The sequence below is a fragment of the Granulicella mallensis genome, from assembly GCF_014203225.1.
In the GTDB taxonomy this organism is placed as follows: Bacteria; Acidobacteriota; Terriglobia; order Terriglobales; family Acidobacteriaceae; genus Granulicella; species Granulicella mallensis_A.
Genome location: NZ_JACHIO010000001.1, coordinates 62,540 through 80,899, shown reverse-complemented (window position 1 = coordinate 80,899; position 18,360 = coordinate 62,540). Strand labels below are relative to the sequence as shown.

Genomic DNA, 18,360 nt, shown 5'->3' with positions numbered 1-18,360 from the left:
TCCTTGCGGCTGAGGCGGTTGAGGAAATGGTCCCTCAGGGGCTAAAGCCCATCTCTTGCCTGACCTGAACGGCACGGCTGAAGCCGTGCCCTTAACGAAACAACTTGTGCAGTAGAGGACCTTTACGCAATCGGATGCCGGTACGCCGCCGAGTACCTGCCGTTCACGTGGTGCTCCAACTGTCGTTCAATGTCCCCGAGCATCGAGCTCGCGCCATAGCGGAATAGCGTCGGCTCAAGCCATGGACGCCCAAGCTCATCCTTCATGGTCGCCATCCAGTCCAGCGCCTGCTTTGCGGTTTTGATGCCGCCCGCCGGTTTGAATCCGACGGCCATGCCGGTGCGTTCGGCGTAATCGCGGATTGCCCGCACCATGACCAGCGAGACGGGGAGGGTAGCGTTCACGGCTTCCTTGCCGGTGCTGGTTTTGATGAAGTCCGCGCCGGCCATCATGGCAACCCAGCTTGCGCGGGCGACATTGCGCAGGGTTAGCAGATCGCCGGTGCCGAGGATCGCCTTCATGTGGGCCTGCCCGCAGGCTTCTTTGAAGGCCGCGACCTCGTCGTACAGGGCGTTCCATTCTCCGTTGAAGACATGGGCGCGCGTGATAACGATGTCGATTTCGCTGGCGCCTGCTTCCACGCTGCGCCGAATCTCCTCGACGCGCTCGGCCAGAGGCGAAAGTCCGGCGGGGAAGCCGGTCGACACGGCGGCGACGGGAATGTTCGTGCCTTCGAGCGCCTTGACGGCCGTCTCGACGAACGCGTGGTACACGCAGACAGCGCCCGTGGTCAGGTGCAGCTCCTCAATGCCGAGCGCCTTCACCAGGTGGTCCTGGAGGGGACGCCGGGCCTTCGCGCACAGCCGTTTGACCCTCTCCGCGCTGTCGTCGCCGCTGAGCGTCGTCAGGTCCATGCAGGCGATGGCGCGCAGCAGCCATGCGGCCTGCCAGTCCTTTTTGACCGAACGCCGGGCGGGGATGGTCGCGGCACGCCGCTCGACGGCGCTGGTGTTCACCCGCACCTCCTCGACCCAGTCCAGGTTGAGCGGAATGCGCTGGTTCGGAACCAGCTCCCGCCCATGCAGCGTGACGGGAACGTTCGCGTGTCCTTCAGATTTTTTTTGTAGCTCTTCCTGCTTCACAGCCATGTCTCTGCTCCACTCGAATTCAAGCAATCAGGCCCGCCAATATGGTCCGGCAGGCCTGAAACGAGATGCGAATAGGAAGTGTATACCCAGCGCGGCAGGGAATACACTTCGGACCGGCGAGCCGGGAGGCTTTGTGAAGATCGTTCCCATTTGCTAATCTCCCCCCATGCGTCTTTGTGTTTTTCCGCTCGCCGTTCTGCTTTCCGCCGCGCTGCTTCCAGCCCAGTCCTTCACCCCGATCAGGGAGCTGAAGAACCTTTCTCCTGGTGCGCTCGACAAGCTGCACACCCTCGAAACCCTGGACGCATTGCCTCCCGGCGATTGGCGTTTCCATGCCGGTGACCTCCCGCACGGAGAGTCTCCAACCCTCGACGACTCCTCCTGGCCACTGGTTCACGGCCACAGCAAGGCCCCCAAGGACGCGGTCTGGTATCGCCGCGAGATCGAGGTCCCCAAGACCCTCAACGGCTATGACATTACCGGCGCACGTGTCTGGTTCCAGTTCCAGGCCGATGCCAACGGTCCCATGCCTCAGATCATCTACTTCAACGGCAAGCGTGTCGCGCTTGGCGATGACCTCGAGCCTATCGTCCTCTTTGAGCCTGCCAAGCCTGGCGACAAGATTCTCGTTGCGGTGAAGCTTCTCCACACCGTCGACGATAAGACTTTCCGTGGTGTGACCCTGCGCGTCGAACCCAGCTCCTCAGGCCAGCGCCCCGATCCGGACGATATTCGCGTGCAGTGCATTGCTGCCTCCAACCTTCTGCCGGAGCTCAAGACCCCCCGCCCGGACCTGCTGCCCAAAGTCGAGGCCGCTGTTGCTGCGATTGATATGAAGGCCCTTGCTGCCGCCGATCAGACCGCCTTCGACGCTTCGCTGCGCAAGGCTCAGGGCATTCTCAGCGAACTGCACCCGATGCTTTCGGAGGCGAAGGTCGATCTCGCCGGCAACGCGCACATCGACGCTGCCTGGCTCTGGCCTCGCACTGAGACCGTCGATGCCGTAAAGCGTACCTTCTCGACCGCGCTGCAGTTGATGAACGAGTATCCCGACTACACCTACAGCCAGTCCGCCGCACAGTACACCGAGTGGATGGCCGAGAAGTACCCCGACCTCAATGCGCAGATCAAGCAGCGCGTCAAAGAGGGCCGCTGGGAGATCGTCGGCGGTATGTGGGTCGAGCCTGATCTGAACATGCCGGATGGAGAGTCGCTGGTGCGCCAGCTGCTCGTTGGCCAGCGCTACTTCCAGGAGCAGTATGGCGTGACCGCGCGCATCGGCTGGAATCCCGATTCTTTCGGCTACAACTGGCAGCTGCCGCAGATCTACAAGCGCTCCGGCCTGGATTACTTCGTCACGCAGAAGATGCACTGGAACGATACCAACCAGCTTCCGTTCCGGCTCTTCTGGTGGGAGTCGCCCGATGGCAGCAAGGTTCTCACGTACTTCCCAACCGACTATGTCCACGACAACGTAAACCCCACGCGCATCTCGGCTGATTTTGCCGAATCCGCCCAGCGCAACCCCGGCACCTCTGAGATGCTCGACCTCTATGGCATCGGCGACCACGGCGGCGGACCCACGCGCTCCATGCTCGACCAGGCCGATCATTGGATCGCGGGAGGGAAGACTGACGCTGTGCCGACGATGCGCTACAGCACCGCACAGAAGTACTTCGACAACGTCGAGAAGAACCTGAACCCGGACTCTCCCACCTGGAACTACGACAGCATTGCCAAGGGCTATACGGCGCCTCCGGCCACTGCTGCCGGTGCAGTTGGTCTGCCTACCTGGAAGGATGAGCTTTATCTCGAGTTCCACCGCGGCGTCTTCACCACCCAGGCCCAGCACAAGGCCAATATGAGGAACAGCGAAGTCGCGACTCTCGATGCTGAGAAGCTCGCGTCGTTCGCCTGGCTGGATGGCAAGACCTATCCTGCCGCCGAGCTTACCGAAGACTGGAAGAAGATCACCTTCAACCAGTTCCACGATCTCGCAGCGGGATCGGGCATCGGCATCATCTACAAGGACGCGCAGCGCGACTACACGGAGGTCTTCCACTCCGACCGCGAGATCAGCGATGCTGCGATCAACACGCTCTCGGCCACGGTTGATACCCACGTAACCTCGGGTGTTCCGGTCATGGTCTTCAACGCGATGGCCTGGCCGCGCAGTGAGACCGTCAACCTCAACGTGCAGCTGCCCGAGGACGCGAAGTCCGTTCGCCTGCTCGATGCGCACGGCCAGCTGGTTCCTTCGCAGGTCGTCTCTCAGGATGCCGCGACGCACCAGTTCACGCTGATCGCTCGCGTCAAGGATGTGCCCTCGCTGGGCTACACCGTGCTGCACGCTGAAGCTGTTACCGGCAACGCCAAGGCTTCAGCAGAGAACGATCTTCGCCTCGACGAGAAGTCGGACGCGATTACTCTCTCGAATGCTCACCTGAAGCTCGTTCTCGACCGCAAGACAGGCTGCATTACCAGCCTGGTCTCGCTGCCCGCGAACACGGAGTTCCTCGCTCCCAAGGCCTGCGGCAACGAGTTCCAGACCTTCAAGGACACGCCAAAGCAGTATGACGCCTGGAACGTTGATCCCGGCACCTTCGATCACTACACGCCCATCTCATCGGTGGATGCGGTAACCGTGCTTACGCATGGTTCGCTGCGCGACACGATCCGGGTTACCCGCACGTGGCAGAAGTCGCACTTTACGCAGGACATCTCGCTCGATGCCGGAGCAGACCAGGTCGAAGTCGCCAACGACATCGACTGGCAGGAGCAGCACGTGCTCCTGAAGGCTGCCTTCCCCCTGGCGGCTTCCAGCGCCAAGGCTACGTACGAGATTCCGTATGGCTCCATCGAGCGGCCTACTACCCGCAGCAACTCGTGGGAGAAGGCGCGGTTTGAAGTTCCTGCGATGCGCTGGGCCGATCTTGGCGACGCACATCAGGGCGTCTCTCTGATCAACGACTCCAAGTATGGCTACGATGCCGTGGACAACATGCTGCGCCTCACGCTGCTGCGTTCGGCCACTTGGCCCGATCCCGATGCTGACCGTGGCCGCCAGCGCTTTACCTATGCAATCTATCCGCACGCTGGGGACTGGAAGCAGGCACTTACCGTTCATCGCGGCTTTGAGCTGAACGACCCGCTCAAGGCTCAGCAGGTCTTCAGCCACACCGGCGCGCTACCCACAGAGCACTCCTGGGGTGCGGTGGACAACGCGAACGTCACGCTCACGGCTGTGAAGAAGGCCGAGGACTCCAACGCCCTCGTCTTCCGCATGTACGAGTGGGCAGGGAAGGCGAGCGAGGTGAAGCTGCACGTGCCGCGCGGCGCGCAGTACGCGGTGGAGAGCAACCTGATGGAGAAGGTCGAAGGCTCGCATCTGGTACTCACGGGAGATGTCGTGACGGTGCCGATCAAGCCTTACGAGATTCTTACCGTGCAGGTCTTCTACCCAGCCGCGAAGTAGCGCCGACCTCAACAACCGTTGGCGGTATGTATTTTCGTCGACATCCTGAGCTAACGACGAAGGACCCCGCATTGGTGGAGACACCAATGCGGGCTTTTGTTTTAAGCCGATCCCAAAATATCTGCCGAAGGTTGAAGCGGAGGCGTAGCCAGAGCGACTGAATTGTTTTTTAGTGCGGCCAAGACTGTGCGAGGCACGCCAGGGATGCGTGGCTCGTGTGGGCAGTTTCGCCACGACCAAAGAAGGCAATTCAGTCGTTGCGGCTACGCCTTCACTGGGGCCTTCGGCAGAGCGGAAAGGGATTTAAACGCTGCCTTTGCGGCATGGCTGAAGCCATGCCCTTCCGATCCTTGCCGTAACCCATTGTTTGCACAGTTCGACTTTGTTCCAGAAGCAATTGGATGGCACGCCCTGGTAGCATCCAGGTCGGCAGGCCGTTGATCTTTCCCTTGGTGATGGCGCCCGGCCATCTGATTCCTTCTGCTGACCGTGCGAAACGCTCCCGTGCAGTCTTGCGGCTTGTGGTTGACTGCTGCTGCCTCACGCGGTTTCAAGAGAACCTCTACCCCTGACATCTTCCCCTTTCGCCCCACACGTCTGCGGCTTGAAAGATGAGTTTCCTCTGTAACCTTGCCGAGGGGAAAGCGTCTAAAATTTCAATCAATTCAAATCGTATAAAAACGTTAAGGTGAAACCGTGACCATCATGAAAGCAACTTGCCTCGTTCTTCCTGCTCGCCTCCGCCAGTGTGTGATTGCTCTAGCTATTGCGCTTGCCGCGCCACTCGTCGCTCATGCTCAGCAGTCGGCTGTGGACAGGTTTATTGCGAACTATCAGGCCCGCGTCACCGCCACCCAGAATGAGCAGCCACACTGGGTCACGCCTCTGGTCACCGTCACTCCGCGCCTTGAGCAGGAGTTCCGTACCGATTTCGTCCACCAGTACAACCCCGCGGGCAAGGATGTGTGGAACTACGGCAACGGCAAGGGATTGGAGTTGATCCCTGAGCGCCACACCGAGATCATCGTCAACCTTCCGCCCTTCTTCGACCGCAGCAATGGCGAGGCGGATGGCTTCGGCGACATCTCGTTTCTGGCCAAGGAGCGCCTCTTCTCCCGCAATGAAGAGCACGGCAATGCCATCGTCACAGTCTTCCTGGCCGGCTCCATTCCAACGGGCAAGAACGCCAATGGAAGCTGCTGCGCCGTGGTCACGCCGACGCTGGCTGTAGGCAAAGGCTTTGGTCAGCTCGCCCTCACATCCACCGCCGGGGGCACGCTGCCTGTGTCCAACGTCAAAGGCCTGGGGCGCACTATTGTGTGGAATAACACCTTCCAATATCGCGCTGCAAAAACCGGGGTAGCGCGCCTCTTCTGGCCGGAGCTCGAGTTCAACTCCACGTTCTACAAGGGCGGTGCCAACGACGGTAAGGTCGCAACCTTTGCCACCCCCGGCATGATCATCGGCCGCATTCCTCTCACGCACAAGCCGGATGGAACCCCCGGACGCCTCGGCCTGACCTTCGGCGCCGGACAGCAGATCGCCGTCACCCACTTTCACACCTTCAATCACGCCACGGTCATCACGGCACGACTGCCGTTCTAGGGTGTGTCATCCAATTACTATTTCGGGTTGAAAATTGAGCCGTGCAAATCGCATCGCGAGGCACGACCCAAGACTGTGCAGGGCTCACGAAGGCTGTATCAGTGGGTTGGGGCGCAGCTTCGCAGCTTGTTTCGCCACGACAAAAGAAAGCAATTCAGTCGTTCCGGCTGCGCCTCCACTCCGGCGTTACCACCCAGCGAGCAAAAGCGACTCGCCGGGGCCCGGTTCTTCGGCAGAGAGGTAGGCTCCTGCGGAGCGTCTTTTGCGGCAGGGTTGAAACCCTGCCCTTCCGCTCCGTGCCTCAACGAACTATTTGCACCGTTCGATTTCGCTCAAGAGGTAAAGGGTGCAGAGGGAAGCGGCCACGTACTTCAGGACAGGCAGGCAAGTCCTCTTTGACAGAAGATGAAATACTCACAGGGCATCCTAGAGAAAGTCGCCGTATCTCGATGACTCACCCCCGCGTCCTCATCACCCGTGCTCCCCATCAGGTCTCGGAACTCGCCGAGAGCCTCCGTGCGGCTGGGATCGAGCCCATCCTCATCCCCGCCATTGAGACCGTTGAGCCCACCAGCTTTGCTCCGCTCGATGCTGCGCTCTCGGGCATCGATACCTTCCACTGGCTGCTCTTCACCAGCGCCAATGCCGTGGAAGCCTTCAATCGACGCCTCGGTGTTTTGAAGGGGGTGGGCAGACCTTCCGTTCATAGTTTCCACGCAGGAACGACTGGCTTGAAGGTGGCCGCTATCGGCCCAGCCACTGCCCGTGCCGTCGAGGTGGCCGGCCTTCAGGTCGATCTCACGCCCACCCAGGCCGTCGCCGAGTCCCTGGCTGCCGCGCTCCTGCCCCACGCTCGCCAGCCCGACGGCACTCCCACACGCTTCCTGCTCGTCCGCGCCGAGCAGGCTCGTGATCATCTCCCCGATACCCTTTGTGCGGCCGGAGCTGAGGTAACCATCGCTCCGGCCTATCGAACCGTTATTCCTGAAAGCTCAATCCCCACAATCCGGGAGCTGTTCGTCCGTCCTGAGAATTATCCGGAGGCCATTACGTTTACGAGTTCGTCCACGGCGCACAACTTAGTAGCGCTGCTGGAGGCTGCGGGGCTGGTTCTTCCGCCGGATATCCTGCGAGCTTCCATTGGGCCGATTACTTCGCAGACGCTAGTCCAGCTAGGCTTTCCGCCTCACGTCGAGGCGAAAGAGCCGAGTGTGCCTTCGCTGGTTGCGGCCATTGTTGGGCACTTTAAATCGGCCCGCAGATAGAGGCGCGCCATGATGGTGGTTCTGGACCAGTTTTAGTGCGAACTCCACGTTTTATCCGCAGAGTTACACAGCTTTTCCAGACTGCAATCCACACATTTGGGCTTGCGTGCGATGCAGACCTGACGTCCGTGATGGATCAGTTCGTGCGAGAACTGAATCCAGCGATCCTGTGGAATGACCTTTTGCAGGTCCTGTTCGACCTTGACCGGTTCGGTCGCCTGTGTGAGCTCCAGGCGCCGCGAGATGCGCAGCACGTGCGTATCGACCACGACTCCTGAGGGTATTCCGAACCAGGAGCCCAGGACGACGTTCGCCGTCTTCCGTGCGACGCCGGGGAGCTGGATCATCTCCTCGATGGTCTTCGGGACCTGGCTGTTGAACTTCTCCACGAGCACCTGTGCGGCGCCCTTGATGTTCCTGGCCTTCGCCCGGTAGAAGCCGGTTGTGTGGATGATCCGCTCGATCTCCAGCAGGGGAGCTTCGGCCAAAGCCTTCGGTGTCGGAAACATCTTGAACAGCTCTGGGGTGACCTTGTTCACAGTCACATCGGTGGTCTGGGCCGAGAGTGCGGTGGCGATGGTGAGCTCGAAGGCGTTGCGATGTGTCAGAGCGCAGACCACGTTCGGGTAGGTCTTCCGCAGAGCGTCGAGGATCTCGGCAACGCGCTCCGGCGCCAGTGGCTTCGCGGTCTTGCCGCGTTTGGCCTTTGGCGCAACCGGTTCTTTGGCCGCAATCTTCCGAGCTTTTGCTGCCGGAACGCCTTCAATGGCAGCCTTCCGCGCAGCGGGTTTTAACCGCTGCGGCGGAGGCAGAGGCTTCGTTAGCTTGCTGCCCTGGGCTCGCTTCGCTTTGACGGAGATTGCTTTCGCGGTTGTCATGTGTCGTCGCTTTTGCCTTTCTGGTTGTCATTCCGAGCGGAGCGAGCGAACCTGCTGCCTCCTGCTTTTCGTCAGTGCCGCAACAAACGTTATGAGCTGGCACAAAGCAGGTTCTTCCCGTTCGGAGCTATATGCTTTCTGGGTAGTACGAGCGAAGAACGGGAGAAAGCAGGTTCGCTCGCTGCGCTCGGAATGACAACCAGAAAAGCAAAAGCAAAAGCAGCAGATAGCTGCTGACTCGCTGACTTGCTCATCCCAACCGGTCCAGCATCTCCATCGGCTTCAGGCGCACGCAGCTGAAGATCGGAGTGTCCTTGAGGGTGTACAGGCTGGCCTCGGTCTCACGAAGCTGCTGCACGAGGTCGAGGAAGTCCTCGGGGAAGTTGGTCTCGAAGGCGACGACGAACTCCTGGTCGTCGATGCCGAACGAGTAGGTGGTGTTCAGCTTGACGCGCGGGTAGAGCAGGCCGACGCGGATGTGCTCGTCCATCAGGCGCTTGCGCTCGGTCAGGGAGAGCAGGTACCAGGGCCGTGTCTTCCAGAACGGATAGATGAAGATGTACTTCTGTCCGCCGGGACGAATCGCTCCGCGGCCTTCGCCTTCGCTCTCGTCTTCGCGGTCGATCTGGTACTGCGAGCGCTTGGTCATGGCGAGGAAGTTGTGCGGCGATTCGAGATAGCCGCCAAGCGGGGTAGCCATCAGCTCCGAGCGCATCTTGTTCAACTCGTCGATGGCATAGCCGATCGACCAGACGCACATATCGACGTCTCCGCGCGTTCCGATGGTCGAGTAGGTGAGGGAAAGGAACTCGCCGGGCTTGTTCCAACGGGCCAGTACATCGGCGAACGCAGTCTTGTGTGCGGCCTTTTCGGCGGCGGGAAGTCTGCGCCACTCGGGCAGCAGCTTGTAGAAGCTGAAGCAGACGATCTGACGTTTGACCGGAGGTCCGCCATGAGCGGGGGGAGCGCCATAGCCGCCGGTCTGGGGCTTGGCGGGGGCGGAGTTTTCGGGAGTGCTGGGGGTGACTGCTTCGGGTGCTTTTACGACTTCGGACATAGGGCAATCGTAGCAAATGTGGTTGGCTCGACCTAGAAATTGATCAGCCCCTGTAAGTTGGGTGCCCCATCCTCGACGCGCGGTTTTATCGTGCGGCAGGGTGGGGTATAGACGGCAAGCGAGCCCCACTGATCTTCGAAGCGCGCTCTGCGTCGGGGGTATCGTTTGTGGTAGCAAACGACCGCACTCCTCCATTCAGGCATCGTTTCCACTACGAGCAAAAGACGGTCGTGCTTTGCACGATACCCCACCCTGCCGCGCAAAATCGCGCGTCGAGGATGGGGCACCCGGTCGCGATATACTGCACAGGAATGTCAGAGAAACTCATTGCAATCCTGGTGGCCTTCATCAGCGCGGGAGGTTATGCCGGCGTTGTCCTGCTCATGGCGATTCAATCAGCCTGCATTCCCATTCCGTCTGAGGTCATCATGCCCTTCGCGGGGTATGCGCTGGCCCACTCGCAGATGCAGCTCATCCTCCTGGCGACCCTTGCATCCCTGGCTTCCAATCTGGGGTCGATTCCGGCTTACTGGATCGGCGCTAAGGGCGGCCGTCCGATGGTCGAGCGTTTTGGCCGGTACCTGCTGCTCAGCAAGCGCGATCTGGACATGGCCGAGCACTTCTTCGCCCGCTTCGGCTCCATCACCGTGCTGATCGGCAGGATGCTGCCGATCGTTCGGACGTTCATTGCGTTCCCGGCGGGAATGGCGAAGATGAACCAGTTCCGCTTTCATCTCTACACGTTTATTGGTTCCTGGCCCTGGTGCTATGTCCTGGCCTATGTGGGTATGAAGCTGGGCAAACGCTTCCAGACTGATCCGCGTTTCAAGGCGGTCTTCGATAAGTTCCACCATGGCGTGGAGTTGGTTCTGCTCGTTGGAGTCGTGTGGTTTGTCTGGACCCATTGGAAGAATCGCATGGGTGCCTCTGAAGCTGAAACCGCCTCCTAAAAAGGAGAGCCGGGTGGTAATGACTCATCCCTCCGTTTTTCTTGTGCAACCCCGGTATGGCTGTATCCCATCTGACTGTCCTGAGGCGGCAGAAATTATAAATAGCCGCAAACTCGCTATTGAAAGGCAATGCGATGAAGAAAGTTAGCGTAGTCCTTTGTGCCCTGGTGATGTCGGCTGGTTTGATTCCTGTACATGCACATGCGCAGGATGCGAAGTTGACGGATCGTTTGAACGCGGCGGCAGACGTAATCGATGAAGTGATGGCGACGCCGGATCGGGGAATTCCTCAGTCCATTCTGGCGGGTGCTCATTGTGTGGTGGTCATTCCGGCCTATAAAAAAGGTGCTTTCATTGTGGGCGGTCAGTACGGTCAGGGGGCGGCAACGTGCCGCACGCCGCGTGGCTGGAGCGCTCCGGTGTTCGTACAGTTGGCTGGTGGCAGCTTCGGCTGGCAGATCGGTGGACAGTCCACGGATCTCATACTGGTCGCGATGAATAAGAATGGTCTTCAGGACATGCTGAAGTCCAAGTTCAAGATCGGCGGCGATGCTGCTGCCACAGCCGGTCCCGTGGGCCGCAATGCACAGGCAGGTACGGACTGGAAGCTGAATGCTGAATTCCTGACCTACTCGCGCAGCAAGGGACTCTTTGCCGGTATCGATCTGGACGGCACGGTGCTCTCGCAAAATGGCGATGACACTCGCGCTGAATATGGCGCAGACATCCCTTTCGAGGGTGTGCTGCACGGCAACTCGCCGACACCCCAGAACGCACGTCGCTTTGTCCACACCGTTGCGAAGTACTTCATCGTCTCGCAGGACAACCACTAAACCAACCAGGCAGTATGCAGGCAAAGAAGGGCGGCTCCGGCCGCCCTTTCTGCTTGTCTGGAGAGACTGGAATCTCTGCATTGCGTACACTGAGTTCTTGGCCGCTATCTCGCAGACCTCATTGCCGGTGACACCCTCCTTTCGGGAGAACGTGGAGTATTGGGCTCTGCGCGGATTGGTAGGAGCCATAGGCCTGCTGCCAAGATCGATAGCCCGGGGAACGGGTGCGGCGATTGGCTGGGTGTGCTGGAAAGGACTTGGTGGCCTGCGGCGGACAGGCCTGCGAAATCTCAAGCTGGCCTTTCCGGAGAAGACCGAAGAAGAGCGCCGCGAGATTCTTCACAAGCTCTACATCCGGCTGGGCTGGCAGATAGCGGAGTTCTGCAAGATGCGCGGCTACACGCTGGAGAGCGCCTCAAAGTTTGTTCGCTATGAAGGGCTGGAGAATTACCTCCAGGCTCGTGAGAAGGGCCGGGGCGTGCTGGTCCTGACTGGACACCTGGGCGCGTGGGAGCTGTCGAGCTTTTATCACTCGCTGCGGGGCTATCCCATGTCTCTGGTCATCCGCAGACTCGATAACCCAAGGGTGGACGCGTTCGTCAACGAAATACGCTGCCTGCATGGCAATCGCGTCGTTCATAAAGACGACTTCGCCCGCGGCTTGCTGTCGGCGATGCAGCGCGGCGAGACGGTCGGCATCCTGATGGATACGAATATGACTCCGCCACAAGGGGTCTTCGTGCCGTTCTTCGGCGTTGAGGCCTGTACGGCGTCCGGACTGGCGCGGGTCGCGCTGAAGACCGGCGCGGCGGTGCTACCGGGATTTCTCCTATGGGAGGAGAGCGAAAGACGCTACGTGCTGCACTTCGGTGAAGAGCTCAACCTGGTGCGCACGGAAGATACGCAGGCGGACATCCTGGCGAATACGGCACTCTTCACGTCAACGATCGAATCCTATGTTCGCCGCTATCCGGAGCAGTGGCTCTGGGTGCATCGCCGCTGGAAGACCAGGCCCGAAGGCGAAGGGAGCCTTTACAGATGAGTGCGATTCGCAGAACGGCAACGGAGATTGCCGCGCTTTTGGGGGTTGAAACGGCATCACAGGCCATTCTCTCGCATGTCGCGGAGATCGAGGGCGCAGAGGCGGAGGCCCTGGTCTTTGCCCAGGACGAAACGACGCTGCGAGCGGCACTGGCATCGCAGGCTGGATTGATCCTTGCGCGGCGCGGTGCCCTGGAGAGCGACGACACTCGTGTGCTCTGGGTGCGCGACCCGAAGTATGCGTTCGCCGTAGTCGCGAAAGAGCTCGTGGTACCTGACGAGAGCCCGCTCCATCATCCGGCTGCCATCATCGATGCCTCTGCTGTTCTGGGTACGCGGACGCGGGTGGGAGCGGGTGCGGTGATCGAAGCGAATGTTGTGATCGGAGCGGACTGCAATATCGGCAGCCGAGCGACGATCTGCAAGGGGGCGACGCTCGGGGATCGCGTCGTCGTGCAGTCCGGGGCGGTGCTGGGTGCGACAGGGTTCGGCTATGTACGCAACTCCGGGACTGGCGAGTACCTTTTGTTCCCTCAGCAAGGCCGTCTGGTCGTCGAGGATGACGTAGAGATCGGCGCGAACACCACCATCGATCGTGGAGCGCTGGGCGAGACGCGGATCGGCCGGGGCGCGAAGATCGACAACCTGGTGCACATTGGGCACAACTGCAACATCGGCCGCCATGTGGTGATCGCCGCCCAAGTGGGTATCTCCGGCTCAACGACAGTAGGGGATGGGGCTGTGCTGGCCGGTCAGGTAGGGCTTGGCGACCACGTCAATGTGGGCCCGGGGGTCATTCTTGGGGGGCAGGGAGGCATCTTTCCGGGCAAGACGGTGACAGGGCCCGGTGAGATGTTTGCGGGAACTCCTGCCGAGCCTGTGAAGGATTATTTGAAGTCTCTGGCGCGGGTGCGGCGGCTCAAATAGGGTTCGAGTTTAGGGTGTGTCATCCAATCCCCCTAGAGCGTGTCATCAAATTGCTGTTTTGGGGTTGAAACTTGAGGCGTGCAAATCGCATCGTGAGGCAAGCCCCGGAAGGGCCTGGCTTCAGCCAGGCCGCAAAAGCTGTGCAACTATTACCACTCTGCCGAAGGCCGGAGTGAAGGCGTAGCCGGAGCGACTGAATTGCTTTTTTTGGTACAGCCAAGACTGTGCAGGGCTGGCCAGGGAGGGATTCGTGGCTCGGGTGGGCGGTTTCGCCACAACCAAAGAAGGCAATTCAGTCGTTATGCCCTACGGGCTTCACTCCGGCCTTCGGCAGAGCGGTACGTGCCTTTGGCCCGGCGTATTACGGCACGGTTGAAACCGTGCCCTTCCGATTTGTGGCTCAGCAAAATGTTTACACCGTTCGATAGGGGGTTCTTTTCAACGTTACTCTAGATGCTTTGTACCGGCAGCATCATCAGGTCCTGCACTGCGCCGACTTCCTTCTGCACAAAGGGTTCAGCGTAGCGAACCCCGGCGAGAAGACCATAGTGGCGCGCTGTCGCAAACATGCGTTCGCGGATATCGCTTTCGGGAACAAAGAGGCCCGCTCCTGCGTGCTGCTCGCCATACTGGGAGCGATAGGCCAGCAACGATTGCAACCGAGTCTCGATGTGCTCCGTGATGTCGACGACGAACGTAGGGCGCACATCGGAGTACAGCGAGGCGTAGAGGATCTTGTAGGGCCGATGCGGCGCGCCGTGTTCCGCAGGCAGGTCGAGCCGCGACAGGCCTGCGGCAAAGCAGGCCTCGTAGCCAAGGGTCGCTGAGGTGTAGTGGTCCGGATGGCGGCCCTGCCAGTAGGGAAGGATCACTACGCGTGGCCGCAGACGGCGCAGGACCGCGGCGATCTTCAGACGGTTTTCGAGGGTGTTCTGCACGTTGCCATCGGGCAGATCGAGCGCCTCACGGTGTGAGACATGCAGAATGCGTGCGGCGGCTTCGGCTTCCGCGGCTCGTTCGGCGGCAGTGCCGCGGGTGCCGCTCTCTCCTCGTGTGAGATCGAGGATGCCCGTACGCCAGCCTAACGAGTGCTGCACAAGCAGCGTGCCACCACAGGTCTGCTCTACGTCATCGCGATGAGCTGCGATGGCGAGTACATCGACCTGTGGTGGCGTAGAGCTTGTGCCAGGCATAGAAGAGATGATTAGTTGGCGGAGTTGGTCAACGCGTCCATATAGGCAACGTCGAGTACGGTGCCCTGAACGGTGATGAGGGAGTTGTCGATTTCACTGTCATCTACGGTTGAGAAGGCGTGAATCTGGCCGCCGTAGGCCGAATAGACCTTGTTGTAGTTCTGAACCCAGCAGATGCCGTTCAGATCGCCGTAGTACATCTCGTTCAGGTTGGTATTGACGTACTGAACGGTGATATTCGTGTTGGTTTTGTTGTTGGGGGTGACTGCGGGAACGATCTCCACCGGGCTGACAGCGCCCAGATTGACCCAGGTAACGCCACCATCGGTGGTTCCCTGATCGATTCCTGTTTGCCAGGTGGGAGCGCTTCCACCCGACGTGCCGGCCGTCAGTGCGTACTCGACGTTCGTGCCATCGGAGACCTTCTGGCCGATCGTATAGTTGGTGCCGGCAGTCCATGAAGGAAGAACAGTGTTGCCGCCTGTGACGAAGCGCGTGAGGCAGTTGTAATTGGCTGCCTGGGTGAGGCCCCCACTAGTGGCAAGTGCCGCACGAGGTCCGTTGGCACAGCTTTGCGATCCGATCCACAGCGTGTTGTTATCGGCAAACAACATCCTCGAGTGGGTGCCGTCGGAGATGCTGTAGGTGGTCGGCTGCAGGGTGTAGTTGGCCAGGTTCAGAAGCGAAAGATTTCCGCCGAAAAGACCGTTGCCCTGGAGACTCTGTCCCGCAAGATAAAGAGTTGTGCCGTCGGAGAGTGCTGTCGTGACCCCGCCTGGAACAGGGATGGGATTCGGCACGGAGATGTTCTGCAGCGGAGACGGGTAAGTTGAGCTCGTTGGGGGAGTGTCGGCGGCGAGGGCAGCAGCAGATAGAACCGTAACGCTCGACTGCTGGCCGCCGCATTCGGGGCCGCAGTTCAGGATGTAGACGCTGCTCGCATCGAGCGAGAAGGAGGCATCTACAGGACGATCATAGGTTCCCGGTACGGGTACGACACAGTACACCGGGAGCAACAGCGGCTGGCAGTCGATGGCGCCGGGAGGGTTGACGGGGTTCACAGACGCAGCCAGCTTGACCACGCGATAGAGCGAGTTGGAGTTGCGAACCATCGCCAGAATAATTGTGTTGCCTGGATCGATCGCTACTTTATCGACGTTTGGAAGGTTGAGGTTGTAAGTTGCGCCACTGTCGGAGACCTGCAGGATTCCGATGGTCTCCGCAGCTTCGGCAAAACGTGTACCCGCAGTGGTCGCCGCTGCGGAAGGGGAGTTGGCAAATCCGAAACTCGACGGGAAAGCGCCATTGCTCTTTTCGGCGCCATAGTTGATCTGCTGGAGTGTGCCATCGGTAAACGAACGGACGTATCCAGTGAGTTGTTCCGGGTAGTTGATGATCTGTACCGGTTCTGCGGCAGAGAAGCCGGAGATGGTGAAGGCTGGGATCGTGTCCTGAATATTCGTACGAATGTCGCGCAGACCATCCAGAATCTCGAGGCCGCCCTGCGCGCCGTTGACGGTGTAAGCCGCCAGAACACGCTGCAGAATCTGGCTTGGAGGGATGGGGCGGCCAGCGAAGTTGTTGGCTGGAAATACGTAGAGGCGATTGCACGCGGTAAGCGCGAGCGTGACAACTGCAAGGAGCAAGCCCGAAACGACCTGTGCGGGGAGACTTCTATTCTTCAACGTAAACTACTCCAAACCGTCGCGAGACCACAGCAATTTGCTGCATTTATTAGTTCCGAGTATAGCAAAGGGGAACGCCGCCTCACGCGTTTTGCTTCCTTCGTGACGTTATACGATGGAGGATGCACGAGGAACACGGGAGACGAATGGCGGTTGGGATCGATAGGCTTTTTGCCGGCGGCACGATATTGTGCGACGGTGCGATGGGCACCATGCTTTATAGCTGTGGTGTTTTTATCAACCGTTGCTACGACGAATTGAATCTGTCACAGCCCGAAATGGTCCGCTCCGTGCATCAGCAGTATCTGCAGGCGGGTGCAGAGGTCATTGAAACCAACACCTTCGGCGCGAATTCCTTCCGGCTGGAGCGCTTCGCGCTGCGCGAGAAGGTGCGGGAGTTCAACCTGGCCGGGGCTGCGATTGCCCGCCAGAGCGTCGATGCGATTCGCGAAAAACAGGGCACGGAAGCCTTTGTCGCCGGCGCCGTAGGGCCTCTGGGGGTGCGGCTGGAGCCTCTGGGCAAGCTCAGCCTGGAGGAGGCTCGCGAGGCCTTTGCCGAGCAGATCTCCGCCCTGGCCGAGGGGGGCGTCGACCTGATCATCATTGAGACGATGATGTCGATCGACGAGGCAGAGCAGGCCGTGCTGGCAGCTCGCCAGGTAGCTCCGCACCTGAAGGTCGCCGTGATGGTGACGGTCGACGAGGACGGCAACTGTCTTGACGGAACCAGTCCTGAGATCGCTGCCGAGCGATTGACCGCCGTTGGTGCGGACGCTATTGGCTGCAACTGTAGCTCAGGGCCGGCAACGGTGCTCACCGTGATCGAGCGCATGCGCGAGGCGACCGCGCTGCCGCTGCTGGCGATGCCCAATGCGGGTATGCCGCGCAACGTGGAAGGCCGCAACATCTATCTCACCTCGCCGGAGTACATGGCCAGCTTTGTGCGTAAGGCGGTGCGGGCAGGAGCGTCCTGGGTCGGTGGATGCTGCGGCACGACCCCGGCACACATTCGTGCGATGCGCAGCGCCCTACGCGCGATGGGTGCGCAGGAGTCTGGCGAGAAGTCTACCGAACATACGCCGCATGTCGTGCACGCCAGCGAGAGCGAGCATCGTGTGGAGCCGCGGCCGCTCGGCGAGCGTTCGCGTATCGGCCGGATGATTGCGGACGGTGAGTTTGTCACGATGGTGGAGATCGTTCCGCCGAAGGGCTTCGACTGCTCGAAGGAGCTTGCCGGCGCGCTGCTGATGAAGAAGCGGGGCGTGCATGTGATCAACGTGCCGGACTCTCCGAGAGCCAGCGCGCGCATGGGAGCGCAGAGTCTCTGCGTGCAGATTCAGCAGCAGGTCGGTATCGAGACGATCCTGCACTACACGTGCCGCGATCGCAATGTGCTGAGCATGCAGAGTGACTTGCTGGGAGCGTCGTCGATTGGGCTGAAGAACATCCTGTGTCTCACGGGCGACCCGCCGAAGATGGGCAACTATCCCGATGCGACCGCGGTGTTCGACGTGGATGCTATTGGCCTGGTGAATATCGTCCATGGCCTTAATCAGGGCCTGGATATCGGGCGCAATCCGATCGGGGGATCGGCTGGTTTTACGATCTCTGTTGCCGCGAACCCAGGGGTGCCCGATATCGAGCACGAGGTACGGCGCTTTGCCTACAAGGTTGAGGCTGGAGCAGAGTTCTGCATTACGCAGCCGGTCTTCGACCTGCGTTTGCTGGAGGACTTCCTGCGCCGCATTGAGGGCTTCCGCATTCCTGTGATTGCGGGCATCTGGCCGCTCACCAGCCTGCGCAACGCGGAGTTCATGAAAAACGATCTGCGGGTTGCGATGCCGGACGAGATCTTTGTGCGCATGGCCGCGGCTGGCGGTAAAGAGGAAGCACTGGCGGAAGGTCTCAAGATCGCTCAGGAGATGCTGGCGAGTGTGCGTGGTTCAGTACAGGGCGTGCAGGTGAGCGCTCCCTTCGGCAAGTACACGGCCGCAGCCGAGGTTCTTGGACTGACAGAGGAGATTGCATGATGGCGAGCTTTGAGGATCAGTTAGCGGAGTTGGAGAAGGTCGTCGAGCAGCTTGAGCGCGGCGACTTGTCGCTGGATGAGAGCGTCAGCCTGTTCGAGCGCGGCGTGCATCTGTCGAACGCCTGCAAGTCCCAGCTCTCGAGTGCGGAGAGCCGGATTCAGGTGCTGCTGGAGCCGTCGGAATCAGGACCGGTACGGGTGGAGGAGTTGGCCCTGGCGGTGGCGGATGAAGAGGGCGATGAGGATGACGAGGAAGTGGACGAGGAGTAGAGTA

The 18,360-nt window shown here is 60.2% G+C and carries 14 protein-coding genes; 9 read left to right on the top strand and 5 right to left on the bottom strand.

Going from position 1 to position 18,360, the window contains the following annotated elements:
• Positions 1–122: 122 nt before the first annotated feature.
• A complete protein-coding gene (gene deoC / locus HDF15_RS00355; protein WP_014266579.1) occupies positions 123–1,148 on the bottom strand; it encodes a deoxyribose-phosphate aldolase in 1,026 nt (341 codons plus the stop codon).
• A gap of 166 nt (positions 1,149–1,314) precedes the next feature.
• Between deoC and HDF15_RS00350 the strand changes: the two genes are divergently transcribed.
• The 3 genes from HDF15_RS00350 to HDF15_RS00340 all read left to right on the top strand — a co-directional run bounded on the left by HDF15_RS00350 (position 1,315) and on the right by HDF15_RS00340 (position 7,493).
• A complete protein-coding gene (locus HDF15_RS00350) occupies positions 1,315–4,623 on the top strand; it encodes a glycoside hydrolase family 38 C-terminal domain-containing protein (protein ID WP_184252296.1) in 3,309 nt (1,102 codons plus the stop codon).
• Between the two features lie 696 nt (positions 4,624–5,319).
• A complete protein-coding gene (locus tag HDF15_RS00345; RefSeq protein WP_184252295.1) occupies positions 5,320–6,228 on the top strand; it encodes a hypothetical protein in 909 nt (302 codons plus the stop codon).
• A gap of 449 nt (positions 6,229–6,677) precedes the next feature.
• Positions 6,678–7,493 (top strand): uroporphyrinogen-III synthase, encoded by an 816-nt coding sequence (locus tag HDF15_RS00340; protein WP_184252294.1) that lies wholly within the window; start codon positions 6,678–6,680, stop codon positions 7,491–7,493.
• A gap of 32 nt (positions 7,494–7,525) precedes the next feature.
• Here HDF15_RS00340 and nth read toward each other — a convergent pair whose 3' ends face one another.
• Both nth and HDF15_RS00330 read right to left on the bottom strand, forming a co-directional pair.
• Positions 7,526–8,371 (bottom strand): endonuclease III, encoded by an 846-nt coding sequence (gene nth, locus HDF15_RS00335; protein WP_260330738.1) that lies wholly within the window; start codon positions 8,369–8,371, stop codon positions 7,526–7,528.
• A gap of 250 nt (positions 8,372–8,621) precedes the next feature.
• A complete protein-coding gene (locus tag HDF15_RS00330; protein WP_184252293.1) occupies positions 8,622–9,428 on the bottom strand; it encodes a chlorite dismutase family protein in 807 nt (268 codons plus the stop codon).
• 311 nt (positions 9,429–9,739) lie between these two features.
• Between HDF15_RS00330 and HDF15_RS00325 the strand changes: the two genes are divergently transcribed.
• The 4 genes from HDF15_RS00325 to lpxD all read left to right on the top strand — a co-directional run bounded on the left by HDF15_RS00325 (position 9,740) and on the right by lpxD (position 13,179).
• Positions 9,740–10,378, top strand: coding sequence for a DedA family protein (locus HDF15_RS00325; protein WP_184252292.1), 639 nt, complete (start codon positions 9,740–9,742; stop codon positions 10,376–10,378).
• A 134-nt stretch (positions 10,379–10,512) separates the two neighbouring features.
• Entirely contained in the window at positions 10,513–11,211 is a 699-nt protein-coding gene (locus HDF15_RS00320) for a lipid-binding SYLF domain-containing protein (RefSeq protein ID WP_184252291.1), read from the top strand.
• A gap of 97 nt (positions 11,212–11,308) precedes the next feature.
• Positions 11,309–12,253: a lysophospholipid acyltransferase family protein gene (locus tag HDF15_RS00315; protein ID WP_184252290.1), complete on the top strand. Its 945-nt coding sequence runs from the start codon at positions 11,309–11,311 to the stop codon at positions 12,251–12,253.
• A complete protein-coding gene (lpxD, locus tag HDF15_RS00310) occupies positions 12,250–13,179 on the top strand; it encodes a UDP-3-O-(3-hydroxymyristoyl)glucosamine N-acyltransferase (protein WP_184252289.1) in 930 nt (309 codons plus the stop codon). The genes HDF15_RS00315 and lpxD overlap by 4 nt, the downstream gene beginning before the upstream one ends.
• A 449-nt stretch (positions 13,180–13,628) precedes the next feature.
• On the opposite strand, the gene bshB1 is transcribed toward lpxD, so the two are convergent.
• Positions 13,629–14,372 (bottom strand): bacillithiol biosynthesis deacetylase BshB1, encoded by a 744-nt coding sequence (bshB1, locus tag HDF15_RS00305; protein WP_184252288.1) that lies wholly within the window; start codon positions 14,370–14,372, stop codon positions 13,629–13,631.
• A gap of 11 nt (positions 14,373–14,383) precedes the next feature.
• Positions 14,384–16,057 (bottom strand): hypothetical protein, encoded by a 1,674-nt coding sequence (locus tag HDF15_RS00300; protein WP_184252287.1) that lies wholly within the window; start codon positions 16,055–16,057, stop codon positions 14,384–14,386.
• 146 nt (positions 16,058–16,203) lie between these two features.
• On the opposite strand from HDF15_RS00300, the gene HDF15_RS00295 reads away from it, so the two are divergent.
• A complete protein-coding gene (locus tag HDF15_RS00295; RefSeq protein ID WP_184252286.1) occupies positions 16,204–18,087 on the top strand; it encodes a bifunctional homocysteine S-methyltransferase/methylenetetrahydrofolate reductase in 1,884 nt (627 codons plus the stop codon).
• Positions 18,084–18,356 (top strand): exodeoxyribonuclease VII small subunit, encoded by a 273-nt coding sequence (locus HDF15_RS00290; protein ID WP_409254851.1) that lies wholly within the window; start codon positions 18,084–18,086, stop codon positions 18,354–18,356. Before HDF15_RS00295 ends, HDF15_RS00290 begins: the two co-directional genes overlap by 4 nt.
• Positions 18,357–18,360: the final 4 nt, after the last annotated feature.